Here is an 18,249-nt window from a genome sequence, read left to right as displayed (position 1 = left end):
ACCTTAAAAACGACCTCAGAGTACTCCGAAAGTTTCGATCTCTTCTTTTAACATTAGAGATTCTTTAACTGCTTTGAACAAAACTTTCTTAAATAAATCAAGCAGCTTATACTCCTCATTCCATTGTATTCCTCCCAAATTAACTAGAAGAGACACCATATCATATGTAGGTTCTAACTTAAACGTTAATTTTTCGGAGTCTGTTACAGTAATTTGTGTACCATACATACCGACTACTACGACGTTATTCAAGTTTTTCCTCAGATAAATGCAAAGGTTCTCTCCCACTATCTCGGCACTTTCCACCTTAACTGGGTTCTCGAACCCATATATAATGTATTTTCTCTTCATGTGAGATTTCTTTATTTCTATTTCCTTCCTGCCTTTTGTAACTTGTACGTTATTTCCCTCAATATTAACGAATTCTCCTGCTTTTCCAATTACTAACACATTGTAAAAGTCTGGGTATTCCTCCCTTTTCTCCCAGATAAAATCTCCATTCACTATTTTCTCAACTCTTATCTTTTTAGAATCTTCTATGTATGTAGAAACGGTTCTTATTCCCTTTTTTTCTACAAACTTCGGCTTCACCGTAAATTCATAAACTTCTTCAACTTTACTTCCCCTATGAATTCTTACCTGCACTACTTCTTCAGAGTCATCTATTTTGTAAAATGGTAGTTCAAAATTTATTTCTCCCGTTAGTTCAGTAAGCTCGTAACTTATCTCTTTATTTCTGACCCTTATACTTACCATCTTACGTAAATTAGTTGGAATATCAAACACTAATGTACCCTTTAATACTGCATTGCTCGATTCATCTTTAACGTACTTCCCATTATGTAGTGCAACATTTAATTTCAGATCCTTAATACTAAGCTTTAGTTTCTCGCTTCGTAGCTTAATAGGATACTCATACTCATAGATTTCATTTACTATCTTGATTATCTCTTCAACTTGACCACCATCCATAAGATAGGGTTCTACGTGGATTACCAGTTTATTATTCTCATAATTTCTTCTTGTCTCTACAACTTTTTGACCTAAGATAACCTCACCTTTTATCACGTCCCTTATTTCAATTTTATAGCCTATTGTATCCCTTTGAACGGTTATAAGGCCTTCATCTTCATTAGGAGATACTATATATATTCTATTAGTTCTTGATAAAGCTACTATCTTATATTCTATTAATTTTAAAGCTCTTATATTCTTAAGTGAGTATATTTTCTTTAAATTATATGAATACACGTTAGTAATATCATTCGTTAATACTACTAAGTATCTATTAACATCAGAAGATTGGAGGTTATTGTATATCTGCCCTAAGTAAGACCATCCACCCTTGTAAAAATACTTTACTTTTCCCTCACATGATATAAATATACCACTATAGGACTCACCTAGAAAATGAACGTCAGAAGAACATACACCTAATAAGTCATAATCAAGAGAATCAGAGATTATTCTGCCGTTTAAAGTTTGATAAATGTCTCCAATCGAAGTACTTGCTAAGAAAACTGCTGGCTTTTTATATTTCTTTATACTTCCATCTCTTCCTATTGTCAATGAGAAATCACTATAAACGACTGATACATAATCATTAAATATTCTGTAATGAATGGGTTTATCCAGCTCTACCTCCTTGCCTTCAGGAGTTATAATTTTTATGATGTCATTTGTAAAGACTTTAAAACCGTATTTAGAAAAATAGGAAGTATATTTTTCTCCATTAAATACTATCCCTCTTAAACCTTTATATACTGGCATTATCTCTTCATTCATATAAACAACGTCTAAAGGTAATTTTGAGTCATATTCCTTAATAATTTCCCTTCTATTCCCGTCTAATTTTATCACCTTATTATCTTTCCATAAAATCCAGTCTCCTTTTTCTATAAAGGTAGGATATAACTCAATATAAGGAGACTTGACTGCATCTGAGTGTAGGACTATTTTATCTTCATGTCTGGACATCCACACGTTGATATCCGAAGGTAATGTTAACGATATTGCCTGCTCTACTATAGGTATCATAATACACAAGTAAGGTTAAAGTAGGATGAGAGATAGCCGAAAATACTTATGAGAGAACGGTTATCGTAATATTAGGAATTATATTAGCTTACACTTTAATGATTGAAAGCTAAGAGATCTTATGAAGGAAATAAACTTACTTGTAGGACTATTGGTGGTTAGTTTATTCTTTTATGCTTGGGGATTTTCATATCCTATAGAGGGCATATTCGCACCGTATGCCTTACTAAAAATGGTTAAAATCTCCAGAAAGTTTAGACTAAACGGTAAGAAACATTAGAGCATAAATTTTTCTCTCTACACAATTTAAAGAAACACTCGATTGCACTTCTACCTTTTAATCCTAATTCCTTTGAAAAGATGCTTACTTCATTTTTCTCAACCATTTTGGAAGCTGATTCTCTTATCAAAACTTTTAACTGTAGAATTATTTGTTCATCGAGTCTCTTAGTTGCTAAAACTTTCAGAATCAATGGAGAATTTTGACAGACATTATTCCAAAGATTTAGTAAATCTACATCACCTGTATCGTAAGTTACTTTAGCGTCGTAATCACCGCTTATAACTGGAGTTATTCCACTATTATAGAGCATTTTGACTAGATAGAACTCTGTTGAGTTACTCCCAGGTACTAAAACTCTTTTTGCAGTGCTTGATAATAGTTGAAGCCTCAATCCGGTTGACACATAACTTCCATTACTCAATATACTCAAATTCTGTGCGAAATTTAAAATTGGGAGTGGGATATATACTAAGTCTACCTTATCTAGATAGAATTTTAATTCGTCTTCCCTATCTACTTTAATCAACTCAAATGTAAAACCTCTAGTATCAATCTCGTTTTTTAACAGAGGAATTAGGGGCTTTAACTCCGCTTCTCTCGCGTAAGCTATTTTGACTATCACAACAATACTATAACTACTTTTTATTTTAATTATTTGAGTTTATCATTAATGATGAAAACAACCATTGTTGGTGCGGGGTATGCGGGTTTAAACACATATTATACTCTTGGAAGAGAAGCAGAAATTATAAGTGATAGAGATTATTTTATCTTCTATACTGCTTATTTAAGAAATCTACTAAATTTGGAAAAAAACAGATATACCTCGAACCTCCGTTTCGTTAGAAAAACAACCATTAAGGACTTTGACCTTAAAGGAAAATGGATTAAGACTAAAGAAGGAACGGAAATAAACGCAGAAAATTTAGTATTAGCTGTAGGTTGTGATAGAAACGAACAGATAAACTTTATAAGAAAATTACTCGAGAAGGAGAAAATCTCTTTAAGTATTGAGAATGAAGAAGAATACTTAGCAATACAATTAGCCTTCTATTTAAGAAAAATAGGCAAAGACGTGAGCTATTGCGGGAATATGCTTTCTAGCCTCGGAGAAAAAGTAAGTAACGCAATAATAGAGAGTATGAATAATAAAAAAATCAAGATCATGGAGAATTGTGAAGATATACTACCACCTTGTAAACCACCACATCCCTTTGAGTTCTTTCCTGTAAATGAGTTTCTGCAATATAAAGGTGTTTATATAATAGGGGATCTAATCAAAGGTTTTCCTAAGGTAGGAGAACTTGCAATGAGAACCGGTATATATGTAGGAAAAAGGATTAGGAAAAACTTAAACTTGCCTTTCAAACCAGTCTTTATTAACATAATTGATACTGGCGATTACGCAATCCATATTAGGAGTGACAAACTATGGGGCGGTAATTATGAAAGTGTAAAAAAGTCGAGATTAAGGGCGTTCATGAAAAGGTTTATTGAAAAATATTATGTCTATAGAAAGGGGAAAATGGGCATACTTTATTATCTGTAAGTGAAGTATCCAGGGACCTATGGGGGGTTCAGGGGGTCATATAGTTAACCTTCATCTATAGGTCCCTGGATACCCTAAACTAATATATAGTAGATGGGGTATAATTAGTTTTCCTCTTATAATGCTTAATAACCCTAATATATTCCCATATCTTTATAAAACTATATAGTAATCCGTACTAAATATATATCGTATATCCGCTAAAAATCTTAATTATACCTGATTTACGATTAGAGAATATTATTTAACGTTTAAATCTCAGTGTGTCAATTATGGTAAAAGAGGTTTGAAAATGTGATAACGAAGTTTTTCAAAAAGAGAGACGATGATAATAAGATGAACATTACAGATGAGTTCGGAGAATGGCTAATCATACGTAAAAACGCTTACGCATTAACTGTGAAAAAAGCCGTAGATAAGACCTTTAAAAAATTAAAGATTAAAAACGGTAATTTTAACTTTATTTCAATTTCAGAAGACGAGAAAGTAAAGGGACTAATTGGAATAAAAGGAATGGCGTATTTTACTGAACAAATTAGAGATGCTGATTTTTACAAGGCATTCAAAGATGTTTCTGATGAATACTTTACTTTAGGTGAGATGAGGTTAAGTAGAATTAGAGTTTGTAATCTGACTTTTCTATTCTTTAGTATAAACATGCTTGTGAGAAAAACAGAGGAAGAGAATGATAATGTAAAATTGCTTTTCCCACCTAAAGGGGTTTACGCTGACGAAATCCCCTATGTTATGAAGGATTTATTTCTGAAAATGGTTGAGCGAAATTCAAATACTGTGTGTAACTCCATTTCATATAATCTAAACAACGGTACTTTTGAAGGAGTGTTTTCTTGTAGGCTTGTGCATGGAATTGATTTACACTTACTATATGACTCTTTCTCTTACTTCGGTATTGAAGCACCTAAAATTTCTCTTAAAGCGTCGAATAATATCGTTGAAATTTCCGTATCATTACAGAAATTTAAAACTAAATACTTGATTCCATTATTATGGGGAAATATAATAGCTTCTAATATTGTATGCTAAAATCATATTAACTAGATAGTGTCAATATTAATCGAGATTTATGATTAAAGTATCGGATCTAAGCATACCCACACTAGATGATGTAAATGCATTTAACAAGAAAATTCTATTGCGAATTGATATAAACTCACCAGTAGATAAAAAAACTGGTAAGTTATTAGACGACTCGCGTATAAAAGCTCATGCTTATACTGTGAAAAATTTACTAGAAAGAGATAATGCAATAGTTATATTATCCCATCAAGGTAGACCCGGTGATGATGACTTTATATCACTACAACAACACGCGGAATTACTATCTAAATATATTGGTACTAACGTTGAGTTCATAGAAGACATTATAGGACCGTATGCGATAGAGAAGGTCAAGAAGATAGAAAAAGGGCAGATTTATTTACTAGAAAATGTAAGATTAGTCTCTGAGGAACTAATCGAAGCTCCTCCTACACAACATGCCAAAACATTCTTGGTTAGAAAATTATCACCTCTATTTGATATTTATGTAAATGACGCATTTGCTGCAGCTCACAGAAGCCAACCAAGTCTAGTAGGATTCCCAATAGTTTTGCCATCAGCTGCGGGCAAAGTAATGGAAAAAGAAGTTTCAGCATTAGCTAAGATATTTAACCCTGAAGACTCACCAAAAATATTCGTCCTAGGAGGAGGAAAAGTTAGCGACACACTAAAAATAATTGAACATTTAGCAAAGAACAGAGTTGCTGATAGAATTCTAACAGGTGGGTTAGTAGCTGAATTATTCGCTGCAGCTAAAGGAATAAACCTTGGAAAAGCTAACATGCAAGTGCTAGAAAGTAAAGGATTGTTGAGCCTAATTCCAAGGGCTAGAAAACTGCTTCTCAGCGGAGCCCCAATAGAAATACCTGTTGACTTCGTTACAGAGAAACAAAATGGCGAGACCTCTGAGGAACCTGCTAATAATATAAACGGAACTATTAAAGATATAGGCTCAACTACTATAGAAATTTATTCATCCTTTATTAAGGAGGCAAAAGTAATCACCATGAGGGGACCAATGGGAATCATAGAGGATGAGAGATTTAGGAACGGAACTAAAAGCCTTCTAAAGTCAGCATTTGAAAGCCCCGGTTTTGTAATAATAGGGGGAGGTCATATGATAAGCATGGTGGAAAAAGGAATAGAAATTAATGAGAATAAAGTTCATATATCCACTGGTGGAGGAGCATTACTTTTATTTCTAGCTGGAGACAAATTACCGGCATTAGAAGCACTTCACCTCTCATGGGTGTCTAAAGGTGGCAAGAGTTAAAGTAGCTGTTAATGGTTACGGAACAATTGGAAAAAGAGTAGCAGATGCAATAAAATTACAACCAGATATGGAACTAGTGGGAGTAGCGAAAACCTCACCCAACTATGAAGCATTTACCGCCGTGAAGAAAGGTTACAAGCTTTATGTACCAAAAGAAAATGCAGCCAAATTTGAGAAAGCAGGGATACAAGTTAATGGATACATAGAAGACATGATTAATGAAGCCGACATAATAGTAGATACAACTCCTAATGGAATTGGAGCAAGTTACAAACCATTGTACCAGAAGTTCGGGAAGAAAGCTATATTCCAAGGAGGAGAAAAAGCGGATGTTGCAGAAGTCTCTTTTTCAGCCTTATGTAACTATAACGAGGCTATTAACAAGAACTACATTAGAGTTGTATCTTGTAACACAACCGGAATATTAAGAACTTTATGCACTATTAACAGTAAGGTAAGTAGAATAGAAAAAGTAAGAGTAACTGTGGTAAGAAGGGCATCTGACCCAAAAGAGATAAAGAAAGGTCCAATTAACTCAATAGTACCAGATCCAGCCTCAGTTCCTAGCCACCATGCAAAAGATGTTTTAACCGTGATGAAGGGGATAGACATAATATCTATGGCAGTAGTAGCTCCTACAACACTAATGCATATGCACCTGATGAACATAACAATGAAGGAACCCGTTAGAAGAGAAGACGTGATTTCTGCATTAAAGGATACTGAAAGAATAGTTCTCATAAATTCCTCTAGAACTGGTATAGGTTCTACTGCTGAAATCATAGAAGTATCTAGGGATATAGGCAGATACAGAAACGACATACCCGAGGTCGTAGTATTTGAGGACTCAATCTACTCTCAAAATAATGAACTGTTCCTAATGTACGGAGTTCATCAAGAATCAATAGTAGTGCCTGAAAATATTGACGCTATTAGAGCTGCGATGAATCTTGCTAATAAGAACGAGTCAATTAAAATAACTAACGATACATTAGGATTAATGAAAGGTTATCTAATATGACAGAACCAACATACACTGTAAGTTTTTGGTTGAGAAAAATAGCTGTATTAGTAGACGGATCAGAAAATAGCTTTAGGGCATTAGAATTAGCATTAGATTTTGCTATGAGATACGGTTCACAGATAACAGTTATTCATGCTTGTGACACTTGTAATGAGACAGAAATTAGTGAAAAAATTAAGAGACGAGTTAATGACAGGGCAGAGTATGAGTTAAAGATTCTTAAATATTCAAGTAAAGAAAGTAGCACAGCAAACGAAATATTAAAGTATTTAAGTGAAAACACATACGACGCGGTAATCATGGGAGCCAGAGGGTTATCAATAAACAGCGAGTTAAATATAGGTTCTGTAGCTATGTCCGTAGCCCTTAACGCTACCACTACAGTTATTCTAGTCAGATAAAATTAGTTTGAATAATTTTAAAAAAGAAATAAAGAAAGGAAAAAAATTAGATTAACAGAGGAATAGCCTTACCATTTGAGAATTGTCCTAAATCTAAATCAAATGTGTACTTAACGGTAAGGAATCTCTTTCTGAACTCTATCACCTTTTTCTTTACTTCTGAGACATCCTTTTTGTCTATTGCTACCTCTCTCATAAACTTGGCAATTTCAGCCATATCTTCTTCCTTAACACCGTATCTAGTCATTTCTTGTACTCCTAGCCTAATACCACTTGGATCCTTTACAGCACTAGGTGGGTCGTAAGGCAATAAGTTTTTGTTAGTAATTATGTTTGCATCTTCAAACATTTTTGCAACCTTAGCTCCTCCTCCCAGATTCCTTACGTCTATCGCAACTTGATGACTTTTCGTATACCCTAAATGCTCTCCAACAACCTTAAATCCTTCAGCTGCCAATGCCTCAGCAAACGCTTTAGCATTTCTCACAATTTGCTTTGCATAATCCTCTCCGAAGTATTTCATTTCAAGTGCGGTAACCGCTACACTAGGTAGTCTATGCAAATGATGATTACTTACAAACCATGGAAATATCGTATCACTTACTTTTTTGTATAGCTCATCGTCATTGATAAATATTGCGCCACCTTGGGGACCTGGAAAAGTCTTATGTGTCGATGAAGTCATGATGTCTGCTCCTTCTAATAGCGGATTATGCCATGCTTTTCCAGTGATTAAACCGTAAACGTGAGCAGCATCGTAAATAAGCCTGGAATTTACAGCATGAACATGAGGTGCCAGTTCTTTAGAAGGATGTGGGAATAAGTATAAGCTACCACCCAACACTACAAATTTAGGTTTAACTTGCTCGATCATTTTAATTGCCTTATCAACATCTACATTCATATTCTCAGGATCGTAAGGTAGTTCTATTTGCTCTATGCCTAGAGCGCCTAGTGTACCAAATCTAGTATGACTTACATGCGCACCAGCCTGAACTGGAGCTATAAGAGCTTTATCTCCAGGGTTAGCCAAGACCTTGAATACTTCCGCATTAGCTAAGGTACCGCTTATTGGCCTTAAATCACAGTGAACAGAATTAGTTATTTCATTCATTAATTTCATAGCTAGAGTTTCTATTTCATCTACGTATTTAGTACCTTGGTAGAACCTCTTATATGGCTTACCTTCAGCATATCTTGACATAAAATCGCTCATATAAACCGTTTCAGCTAAAGGGCTCATCACGTTTTCTGATGGAATTAAGTTTAACGTTTCTAGTCTTCGCCACCTATTCTGTTCTCTGGTTATTTCTATGATTTTTTGAAGTTCTTCGGGAACTTGAGGCATTAGGTAAAAATAGGTTATAAAAAATTTAAACTTTCGCAGCCCTACCTAGCTTAAGATGTGCCTTCCCCAATTCTTTATTGGCTAGTGCTGATAACAAGTTAAGCTCACCAGCCAACACTGTAGAAGCTATTATTTCAGCGAATTTCTTAGCATTGCTACCAGGCGGGTTACCACTACCGTAAACGCCCATTATAGAAAGTGCTTCTCTCTGTGTAGGTAATCTAGTACCTCCTCCTACGGTCCCTACTTCAAGAGAAGTTAGAGTTACAGATATGTAAATTCCGTTTTCTCTGACTTCAGTCCACGTGTAACCGCTGCTACTTTCAACTACTTGAGCCATATCTTGACCAGTTGCCAAGAAAATGGCCGCAATTATATTTGCAAAGTGAGCGTTATATTGAAAGAACGTTCCTGCCCTAGCTCCACCAGCCCAATTCTTTCTCAAATTGACCTCATGAATTAAGTTCTTATCTGATTTCAAAACCTTTGTGATAATATCGTTAGGGATTAAAGCCTCAGCTACTACGGTTTTCCCTCTACCGTGAAGGCTATTTACTATTGATTGCTTCTTATCACTACACATGTTACCGCTAACTGCTAAACACCTAGCCCTTCCAAAGTTCTCCTCAATATATTCACACACTTTCTCTGTAGCAATAGTAGCCATATTCATACCCATCGCGTCACCAGTATCGTAAATAAACCTCAACCACACATTATTACCTAAAACGTAAGGCTCTACGGAAATTAATTTTCCATGAGAGGTTGTAGACTCTGCTATATGTTTCAAATCTTCATAATGTTTCTTTACCCAATCTATAAAATCTACAACATCAATTATACTATCCAATTTGAAAACTGGAGCCCTTGCCATTCCGTCAAAAATTATCTTAACTCTTGTACCTCCACTTAAGGTTACGGCCTTTACACCACGGTTAACGCTGGCTATCAAGGCTCCCTCTGTTGTAGCTAAAGGTACATAGAATTCTCCCCTAGCATAATCACCATTAACTCTTAAAGGACCTATAACACCCATAGGTACTTGAACAGCTCCTATTACATTCTCTGCATTTCTATTCTTAATTTCAGCATAATCTAAAATTGTAGAACCTATCGAAGGTAAGTTTGAGTTAGTTAATCTTTCTATAGCTAGTCTTCTAGCTACCATCGCAGCATTTGCTTCTAAAAAATTATCTATTTCATGAAGTTGGATCTCGCCCTTTATTACTTTCTCAACAATATTATTAATTGTTTCCTGCATTATCTATCACTCTAAATTTTATCCCGTACTGTATTAAGCCATTAGTGGAATCAGACCTCAGCCTTCTTAACACAGCCTCAACTCTAACACCCTCTTTTAATTCATTGGCTTCTACGTCTGTCAAGGGGGCAACTATATCTAAACCCTCATCTAACCTAATGAGACCTACTATTATAGGGACTTGCTTTTCGAACCCCTCCCTTGTTTGATAAAGGACTGTGTATTCGAGTAAAGTACCTGTCCCCTTAGCCTTAACCTTTTCTACGTCTACAGAGCCACAATTTCCACATATACTTTGATACGGATAGAACACGTTCCCACATTTCTTGCATATTCCTAGAGTTAGAGAGTATAACGTATTTTTTAGTCTCCAACTTTGAGATGGACTTATTTTCATATATTTCACCTCATCAGAGCAACTAGATGAGAAGAATTACCAAGATCGTCTGTAGACAATAAAAATCCTCTTTCTGCATCTATTTTACCTCTTGGATGTTCTCCAATTAAATGTAAATATAACTCAGCTAACTGATATATCGCAGCAGCCGAGCCCGGATAGCCTCTTGCTTTAAGACCACCACCTAGATTTACGTTTACATTATCTAGATTGTCCAATCCGTTACCGTCCTTAGCAAGACCTAAGGACTCTAGCTCTAACGTAGCTAAGATACTATAAGAATCGTGGATCTCGTAAATATCATTACTACTCATTTTAGCCGTGAGCTTCTTTGCAACATCTCTTACAGAGTTTATTCTCACACTAGCAAGATCTAAAGGTAAATTACTGCTCACGATGTTTTCTATCCTTACAGTTGTATCAGTGAATTTCCTTGACAATTCATCAGATGTTATCAGAACTACTGAAGCACCATCAGCCCTTGCAGCTACATCAAACAAACGCAAGGGTTCAGCAACTATCTGCGAATCCATTATTACCTTTTTATCTACTTTAAATCTAAGATACGCATAAGGATTCTCCACAGCGTTTTCGTGCATCTTTAAAGGCCATTTTGTAAAGTAATCATAGTCTTTGCTGAACTTTTTCATATACCTCTTCATTAGTAAGGCAGCATGTGCATGAGGAGTTAATCCTACTTGATATTGGTATTCATTACCCAAATTATAAGAGATGACATCATTAACGTACTTTGACGGATAATCCGAAAACTTATCCACACCTATTAGCAGAACACTATTAGCAATACCAGATTTGATTAACGAATATGCTGCTAATACTGCCGAACCACCGTTATCCCCATTTTCAACTCTAAACGATATAGAGGTTTTAATGCCTAACTTGTTGGAAAGTTTGAAGGCTAACATAAGATTCTTAGACAAGGTATCACTATACGTGCTGGCTAAAATTAAAGCATCAATTGATGAAGGCATTTCCTTTACTTTTAATATTAAATTCTTGTAAGCTTCAATGACTAGATCCGTTTCAGAAAATTCATAGTACCTATCAATTTTTATGAGACCACTACCTACTATTGAGACCATTATTCATACACCTTGAACTTATTGGTCGTTTTTGCATATAACGAATAAGGAATAACCTTTTTCCTATTCATATAATATTCTACACTCGGGGCTAGCTTTTGCCTCTCAGAGATTTTATCCGTTACTAATATGCTGAAGGCATCACTTCCTGCACCGCTTCCAAAGGGAGCTGTTAATATTCTTTCACCAGGTTTCGCAATATCAAGCACTTTTGCCAGACCTAACAAAGCAGAAGCGTTATAGGGATTACCAATATATGGAGATACTAATCCGGCCTTTACTTTTTCTAACGGAACATTCAATTTCTTTGCAACTTGTATAGGAAACTTACCATTAGGCTGGTGAAATACAAAGTAATCAAAGTCAGAAATTTTGTACCCATTCTCATCGAGAAGGTTCTTCACCGCAGACATTATATGATAAAAGTAAGCAGGTTCACCGGTAAATCCTTCGCCATGAAGTGGATACGGCATACCATCTCTCCTCCAGAAATCCGGAGTATCGGTAGAGAAGGAGGTAGAAGCTTCGATAACTGCTGCGGATTCGTTGTCTCTTCCAACTACATAGGCTACTGCAGCCGAGGCTGAACTAAGTTCTAGAACATCGCCAGGATTTGATTGTGCAGTATCACTACCAATTACTAAGCCGTACTTAATCTTACCAGCTTCAACCATACTAGAAGCAAGTCTTAAACCGGCTGAAGCTGCTCTGCAAGCAAATTCTAAATCGGCACTTAGAGTATTATGAGAGATACCTAATGAATCTAGTAAAATAGTAGCAGTAGGCTTAACGGCATAAACTTTAGATTCAGAGCCGAACAATACAAGGTTAATCTCTGAGGGATCAATTCTAGCTCTAGCTAAGGCATTTCTAGAGGCTTCCCATGCCATTGTAGTAGAATCCTCATCTGCTGAAGGAACAGCCTTTTCTGACAATCCGAGGCTTTTTACAACCTCCTTTTCAATGCCCCATAGCTCAGCTATTTCCTCAGACCTAATTCTATATCTAGGAATATAACTACCCCATCCTATTATTCCACTTTTCATTGATAAATGGAATGTAAGAGCTTTAATTATAAGATTTTCGACAAATGACTATAATCTAATCGACAAATGTCGAAAAAGTAATATATAGGGTATGACTTGGATTTAATTGAAAATTATTGGTGATGAGTAAAAAACACGGGGACTTTATGACCGGCTCAGCTCACGCTGATGATCTGTCAGCATAAAACATCTGGTAGCGTCTAGGCTTTAATTGTGCCACAATGTAATTAAAAGCAGCTTGCGGATCACTCTGTTCACCACAAGTGTACACATCCAATGTAGCATATTTGTATTCATTCCATGTATGAAGTGCTATATGACTTTCCTCTACTAGAGCTATGACTGAAACTCCGCCTTTCTTGCCTCCGAATTTCCACGCTTTAATTTCTACTAAATTCATTTTAGCTATATTCACTGCTTCAAGAACTATCTTTTCTAGCAGGTCTTTATCCGTAAGAAGTTCTTCATCGAGATCGTATAGATTGCCGAAAACGTGCTTACCTATTATTTTATCTTCAGAGGAGGTTTGGAAATAGGTTTGTTGTTCCATCTTTTTTCCTAGGGCCCTCCGTCTCATTATCTTCTATATGGGGGATAATAAAGTAAACTGGTCTATCTAGTCTTCGAAATAAACTAATATATTACCCTATAGTATTAACCGCAATGAAACGAATTTACCTGCTTGGCGTCATACTCATATTATTTATAAGCCTAGGTGCAGTATTTTACGTAGAAGCTAATAATTTCCACGTTTATGCGTATATAGTTAAGGAATCAATAACCCAATCTGGTTACCAAGTTTATTCAATCTGTGTCGTTAGTTTAAATAAAGGTCCTCTACCAATGTCAGCTAATGTAATAGTGGCAATTTCCGCGGGAACGCAATCTGGTATATTCGCCCACACAAAGAACTATATCAACGACACAAGTATTAGCGTTGCCCCTTTCAGCTCTAAGAAGTTATTAGTTAATATATCAATTCCAGCTGCACAACAAGTCTATAATGTTTATATCGAGGGGTCTGGTAATTACAATTGGCAATTGAAACCACAGAACAACATAACTTTAAATCAACAAATATATCAATTAAACACTATTGCACATTTCTACCCTATAAGAGCCGTTGTGTCCTCAAAGTATCTTACATTCTATACTAACGCTTCGATCATTTTCACAAACTCACATGCTTATCCTTATTACGTACAGTCAGCTCCGATATCACTAACCGCTTATCCCAATGGAAGTATAATTTACTCAATCGCCTTCGTTCTTAATACTCAGTACATAAAACTCTCAAGTGGTTCTTACACGGCTAAACTCTATGTAAATGGAAGTTTAGTCAATACTTCAAGTATAACTATTTCTCAAGGACAGCAAGTAGTGATATACGGTAACCTCCCACCGTCAAACATAATATCTGTACAAAATTACGGTACGGCATATAATATAACATTGTTCTTAAACGGACAACAATTGATATACTATTTCGGCGAAATTATTTCAATATGATAGGGGCAAATCTTGACGTTAATAAGTTAACGTTTTCAATCTACGCTCCTTATATAGAAAAACTTGAGATTAGCATTTCTAGTTTAGGAAAATATGAGCTTGAAAAAGATGATTTGGAATATTTTAGGGGAGCCATAGATAACGTAAGAGAAGGTATGGAATATATGTTATAGTGAAAACGTTACAAAGCTTGATTGAACAAAACGTAAAATAGATGGAGAATATACAGATGTTCTAACCGGTGAATACTTTAGAGATTCAGTAACCGTCAAAGACCTACCGAGAGTCTTAGTAAAGCAAAATTAAGGTATGCGGGGGGTGGGCTTCGAACCCACGCAGGCCTACGCCAGCGGATATCCCTAGGGCCTTGAGTCCGCCCCCTTTGACCAGCTCGGGCACCCCCGCCTACCTATCTACATATTCCTCATTAATTTTAAGTTTTTCACCTATTGAATTATAGCTTAACTTAAAATCTCGATACGACCCTCTTCGTTCCCTAAAATCACCTCATAATCTTTAACACCCTTTTTACCGCAAAAAACACCACTCTCTACTACACCAGGTATCTCCTTTACTTTCTTTTCAAAAGCACATAATTCGCTTGTATTTACATCAACATCTATGATTATATTACCATTATCACTGATTACTCCTCCGATTTTTCCGTTAGTTTCCCTAATCCTCGCTTTGTATCCCAGCGAAGTAAGCTCCGACAAAACGTAAGATATGGCAGCTTGAGTGACTTCTACTGGGACGGGTAACTGATTTGAGCTTGAAAGTTTACTATACTCTCCAATGAATACTGACCTTTGAGAAAAATAGTATAATAATTTCTCTCTAAGTAATGCTGCACCTCCTCCTTTGATCATAACTTTGTCCTTAGTTACGAAATCGAAACTATCCACATAAATCTCTGGTTTCATGCCTGAACTCAATGATAAGACAACACCTCCCCTTTTAGATAAGTCTATTTCCGTGTCGATAGAACTTGATACAAAAACTTTACCCTTTATCATGTTTTTCTCTTCCATAACTTCAATTAGCCTCTTTACTGTTCTACCAGTACCCATTCCGATCAATTTGTAATCGGCTAGTAAAGGGGCTACGAACTCGGCTACAGCTCTTTTAGCATCCATAGAAGCATAATCTCCAATTAAGTTATAGGTTTTACCCTTGAATAAGAAGAGGTTAACTTAATTGTAAATAGTTAAAAAATAATTTTAAATTACAAGGCCTTGAACTTTTCGTGCCACACTTCGTAAGCTTTAACCATTTCTTCATTTACACTGGGTTTTCTAACCTTTAGAACTTCCATGAAGTCGTTAGTTGCTACTGGTCTAGGTTCCGATAAGTTCTTTTCAAACATCTCCTTTACTACCTTAATCTGAGCAGCTTGAACAATATCCTTAATATCGCTCGCTGTATACCCTTCAGTTAGTTCTGCGAGTTGATTCAAATTAACACTACTGTCCAAATTGATCTTAGATGTGTAGTACTTTAATAACGCCAGCCTGTGATTAAAATCGGGAAGTCTGACGTAGATTCTCTTCTGGAATCTCCTTAGGAATGGTTCATCTAATCTCCATGGCTTATTCGTTGCACCTATAACGTAAACTTTGAACGTCTCAGACTTATCTTGTAATCCGTCCATTTCTTTTAAAAATTGGTTTCTAACTCTTACCTCTCCGCCGTTTTCGCTATTATACACACCAAGTAACGCATCTATCTCGTCAATAAATATTATAACCGGTTTATTCTCCTTTTTAGAGAGTTCCCTCGCGTTGTTGAATATTTTAGCTACGTTCTTCTCTGCTTCACCTAGCCACTTAGACATAATCGAAGCAGCGTCGACCTGAATAAAATATGAGTCAATTTCACTAGCCACTGCAGCAGCTATCATAGTTTTACCACAACCTGGAGGACCATATAAAAGAATGCCTCTAGGCCATCCGAGAGGGAATAAGTCAGGTCTTTTTGTTGGATATACTATAGACTCTTTTAACGCCTCCTTCACATCATCAAGTCCTACTATATCGTTAAAAGAGACCTTAGGTTTTTCCTTTACTATGAGATCCTCTATACTAACAGATGTTGTCTTAGCTTGTTCTTCCCCATTAGCAGGAACTACTTCTTTTAGTACCTCTATTCTTTTTTTATACTCATTAATCATCTGTTCATAGACTTTAACAGCATTAGAATCATGATACAACGCTATCAATTGAGATAAAACTTCTATAGCTTTTTTATAGTTATTTATAGCCTCCTCTATGTTTCCTTCCTTATCAGCTTTTACAGCTGCAACAGCATATTTTCTTGCCATTTCTTCTAACATTGACTGAGCCGACATCTACTCATCCCTCCAATGCTATCAGACCCTTCTGTTCCAATCTCTTTAATAGATTGAGAACTTCTACCTTATCTACCCCATAGTTCTTTGAAATATATTCTAGATCGAGAAATCCCCCCGTACTTCTAATGTAATCCAGGAGCATATCTTCTGTTAATTGGCGCTTTATTTGTATTGCCTGAGCTCTAGGTTTAGGTAATTCTGTCGGAGGATGAGGTAATTCTGGCAAGATTTCTCTAACTTTTACTTCTGCCATCTTTTGAGCCTCATCTAATATCTGCTTAGCTTGTTCGTCAACCATTGCCGGAACTACAGATCTCTCACTTATGGCACCTGTTTCTATAGCAATACTGTTAACACTGCTTGTTATGGAGTCTAACGCTAAAGCCACTTCAGGAGCTACTCCCTTTATCTGATCCTTAAGCTCTCCTAATATTTTCATAACTGGAAATAGGACTAGGGATACACCTTGTAATTCCTGAACAGTATCAAGCTTCAGTCTGACCTTTTCTATTGCCAAATAAGCAGTATAAATTATTTTGATCATTTTCCTAATGTCAGAGATCTCTTGAGCGTAGATAGTGGCCCTAGCAACATCACCCTCAATTTGGGCTCTAACTACTTTTTCGAAGAGCTCCTTGTCCCTCTCCTTTAACCTCCTTATTGCCTCGTCAAGTCTGTCTTGCTGTTCCTTTAGCTTCAATGATATTTCCGTAATCATCTTCCCTAATTGTACTTTTCGCTTCTTATCATTGTTAAAAATTGATGATAACTTATCAAACATCCTAAGTCACTAGATTAGTTACAAAGTATTTATTACCCTTACTGGTATTGGCAAAGGCACTTCACTCTTATTACTTTCCGTCTTTGTAGATTGTTCTGTCTGCGTGGGTAATGAGGGAGAAGGCTTTAAATCCAAACTCTCTTTATCAAGCCCGTCTAGCTTATCTAACGTTTTTCTTATATCATCCCTTTCCGCGGTATAACTCTCTTTAGATTGCCTAAGGATCTCTATCGAATTCTTATATGCAGTTTCTGGTAACTCTCCCGAGATATAACTCATTTTAAGTGCTATTGTAGCCCTATCGATCTGAGATAACTGATCCTCAATTTTGTTTAACCTATCCTTAAGTTTCCCCTTGAGTTTACTTTGTTCATCTCTGACCTTTAACATTTCGGCGTCCAACTTTCTCTTCATATCATCATACATACTCTTTGGGATCTCGTTCTTAGAGTATAACTCCTCTAACGCTTTCTGTCTTCTTCTTATTTTATCCATATATCCTAAAATCTTGTAAGCCTCGCTCCTCCACTCTGGAATTAATACTAATGAATCCCCATCTAATTTCAGACTGTCAGGAGCGTAACTCTGTATCTCATCTCCTTTAGAAATCTCTACGCCAGTTACTGTTCCGTCGATTTCAGTATAAACGTGAAGTAGAATCCCTACATCTCTACCGTAAATGTCCTTTATCTTTTGTCCTATGAACTTCGTTAATACTTCAACTGAAACCGGCATGGTATTACTCCTCAAAATTATCAGCTGAGTATGATTTATTTAAAAGGATTTGGGCTCCTCAGCAGGTAGAGGCTCATCACGGATAAGTGCTTT

Annotated in this window: 20 protein-coding genes and 1 tRNA gene; 8 read left to right on the top strand and 13 right to left on the bottom strand. The window is 36.0% G+C overall.

What is annotated here, in order from left to right:
- Nucleotides 1–15: 15 nt before the first annotated feature.
- Together upsX and WIW89_RS08015 are read right to left on the bottom strand one after the other, a co-directional pair.
- On the bottom strand, nt 16–2,037 hold the full coding sequence (gene upsX, locus WIW89_RS08020; RefSeq protein ID WP_337720356.1) for a protein UpsX: 2,022 nt from the start codon (nt 2,035–2,037) through the stop codon (nt 16–18).
- A 254-nt stretch (nt 2,038–2,291) separates the two neighbouring features.
- A complete protein-coding gene (locus WIW89_RS08015; protein WP_337720355.1) occupies nt 2,292–2,942 on the bottom strand; it encodes a hypothetical protein in 651 nt (216 codons plus the stop codon).
- Between the two features lie 48 nt (nt 2,943–2,990).
- Here WIW89_RS08015 and WIW89_RS08010 point away from each other — a divergent pair, with 48 nt between their 5' ends.
- The 5 genes from WIW89_RS08010 (at nt 2,991) to WIW89_RS07990 (ending at nt 7,626) form a co-directional block, all read left to right on the top strand.
- Complete coding sequence (locus WIW89_RS08010; RefSeq protein WP_337701367.1) at nt 2,991–3,869, top strand: pyridine nucleotide-disulfide oxidoreductase; 879 nt, start codon at nt 2,991–2,993, stop codon at nt 3,867–3,869.
- A gap of 294 nt (nt 3,870–4,163) precedes the next feature.
- The gene (locus tag WIW89_RS08005; RefSeq protein WP_337720354.1) at nt 4,164–4,913 is read left to right on the top strand and encodes a hypothetical protein; all 750 of its coding nucleotides are present in this window, start codon (nt 4,164–4,166) and stop codon (nt 4,911–4,913) included.
- Between the two features lie 40 nt (nt 4,914–4,953).
- The gene (locus WIW89_RS08000; protein WP_337720353.1) at nt 4,954–6,201 is read left to right on the top strand and encodes a phosphoglycerate kinase; all 1,248 of its coding nucleotides are present in this window, start codon (nt 4,954–4,956) and stop codon (nt 6,199–6,201) included.
- Entirely contained in the window at nt 6,188–7,222 is a 1,035-nt protein-coding gene (locus WIW89_RS07995; RefSeq protein WP_337710414.1) for a phosphorylating glyceraldehyde-3-phosphate dehydrogenase, read from the top strand. The genes WIW89_RS08000 and WIW89_RS07995 overlap by 14 nt, the downstream gene beginning before the upstream one ends.
- Nucleotides 7,219–7,626 carry a universal stress protein gene (locus tag WIW89_RS07990; RefSeq protein ID WP_337701360.1) on the top strand — a complete coding sequence of 136 codons (408 nt, stop codon included), beginning with the start codon at nt 7,219–7,221 and terminating at the stop codon, nt 7,624–7,626. The genes WIW89_RS07995 and WIW89_RS07990 overlap by 4 nt, the downstream gene beginning before the upstream one ends.
- Nucleotides 7,627–7,672: 46 nt before the next feature.
- Here WIW89_RS07990 and glyA read toward each other — a convergent pair whose 3' ends face one another.
- The 6 genes from glyA to speD form a co-directional block, all read right to left on the bottom strand.
- Nucleotides 7,673–8,974: a serine hydroxymethyltransferase gene (gene glyA / locus WIW89_RS07985; RefSeq protein WP_337701358.1), complete on the bottom strand. Its 1,302-nt coding sequence runs from the start codon at nt 8,972–8,974 to the stop codon at nt 7,673–7,675.
- Nucleotides 8,975–8,999: 25 nt separating this feature from the next.
- Nucleotides 9,000–10,235 carry a hydroxymethylglutaryl-CoA reductase (NADPH) gene (hmgA, locus tag WIW89_RS07980; RefSeq protein WP_337720352.1) on the bottom strand — a complete coding sequence of 412 codons (1,236 nt, stop codon included), beginning with the start codon at nt 10,233–10,235 and terminating at the stop codon, nt 9,000–9,002.
- The gene (locus WIW89_RS07975) at nt 10,219–10,632 is read right to left on the bottom strand and encodes a Zn-ribbon domain-containing OB-fold protein (protein WP_337701353.1); all 414 of its coding nucleotides are present in this window, start codon (nt 10,630–10,632) and stop codon (nt 10,219–10,221) included. The genes hmgA and WIW89_RS07975 overlap by 17 nt, the downstream gene beginning before the upstream one ends.
- A 5-nt stretch (nt 10,633–10,637) precedes the next feature.
- A complete protein-coding gene (locus tag WIW89_RS07970) occupies nt 10,638–11,735 on the bottom strand; it encodes a thiolase family protein (protein WP_337720351.1) in 1,098 nt (365 codons plus the stop codon).
- Entirely contained in the window at nt 11,735–12,781 is a 1,047-nt protein-coding gene (locus WIW89_RS07965) for a hydroxymethylglutaryl-CoA synthase (protein ID WP_337720350.1), read from the bottom strand. The genes WIW89_RS07970 and WIW89_RS07965 overlap by 1 nt, the downstream gene beginning before the upstream one ends.
- A 160-nt stretch (nt 12,782–12,941) precedes the next feature.
- Nucleotides 12,942–13,331: an adenosylmethionine decarboxylase gene (gene speD / locus WIW89_RS07960; protein ID WP_156006082.1), complete on the bottom strand. Its 390-nt coding sequence runs from the start codon at nt 13,329–13,331 to the stop codon at nt 12,942–12,944.
- 113 nt (nt 13,332–13,444) lie between these two features.
- Between speD and WIW89_RS07955 the strand changes: the two genes are divergently transcribed.
- From WIW89_RS07955 to WIW89_RS13615, 3 genes are read left to right on the top strand one after another with little or no spacing between them, the layout of a single operon-like run.
- Nucleotides 13,445–14,290 (top strand): hypothetical protein, encoded by an 846-nt coding sequence (locus WIW89_RS07955; protein ID WP_337720349.1) that lies wholly within the window; start codon nt 13,445–13,447, stop codon nt 14,288–14,290.
- Nucleotides 14,287–14,463, top strand: a complete 177-nt coding sequence (locus WIW89_RS07950) for a hypothetical protein (RefSeq protein ID WP_337710422.1) — start codon at nt 14,287–14,289, stop codon at nt 14,461–14,463. The genes WIW89_RS07955 and WIW89_RS07950 overlap by 4 nt, the downstream gene beginning before the upstream one ends.
- A 37-nt stretch (nt 14,464–14,500) precedes the next feature.
- Complete coding sequence (locus WIW89_RS13615) at nt 14,501–14,596, top strand: DUF1953 domain-containing protein (protein WP_443295720.1); 96 nt, start codon at nt 14,501–14,503, stop codon at nt 14,594–14,596.
- A gap of 4 nt (nt 14,597–14,600) precedes the next feature.
- Here WIW89_RS13615 and WIW89_RS07945 read toward each other — a convergent pair.
- The 5 genes from WIW89_RS07945 to cdvA form a co-directional block, all read right to left on the bottom strand.
- Nucleotides 14,601–14,695: transfer RNA gene (locus WIW89_RS07945), tRNA-Leu, on the bottom strand.
- A 56-nt stretch (nt 14,696–14,751) separates the two neighbouring features.
- Complete coding sequence (gene rpiA / locus WIW89_RS07940; protein WP_337701345.1) at nt 14,752–15,426, bottom strand: ribose 5-phosphate isomerase A; 675 nt, start codon at nt 15,424–15,426, stop codon at nt 14,752–14,754.
- 89 nt (nt 15,427–15,515) lie between these two features.
- Entirely contained in the window at nt 15,516–16,637 is a 1,122-nt protein-coding gene (gene cdvC / locus WIW89_RS07935; RefSeq protein WP_337720348.1) for a cell division protein CdvC, read from the bottom strand.
- Between the two features lie 4 nt (nt 16,638–16,641).
- Entirely contained in the window at nt 16,642–17,421 is a 780-nt protein-coding gene (cdvB, locus tag WIW89_RS07930; RefSeq protein WP_337720347.1) for a cell division protein CdvB, read from the bottom strand.
- Nucleotides 17,422–17,439: 18 nt separating this feature from the next.
- A complete protein-coding gene (gene cdvA, locus WIW89_RS07925; RefSeq protein WP_337720346.1) occupies nt 17,440–18,156 on the bottom strand; it encodes a cell division protein CdvA in 717 nt (238 codons plus the stop codon).
- Nucleotides 18,157–18,249 lie beyond the last annotated feature (93 nt).

The organism is Stygiolobus sp. CP850M, assembly GCF_037389425.1.
GTDB lineage: Archaea > Thermoproteota > Thermoprotei_A > Sulfolobales > Sulfolobaceae > Stygiolobus.
This window is presented reverse-complemented; position numbering and strand designations above follow the sequence as displayed.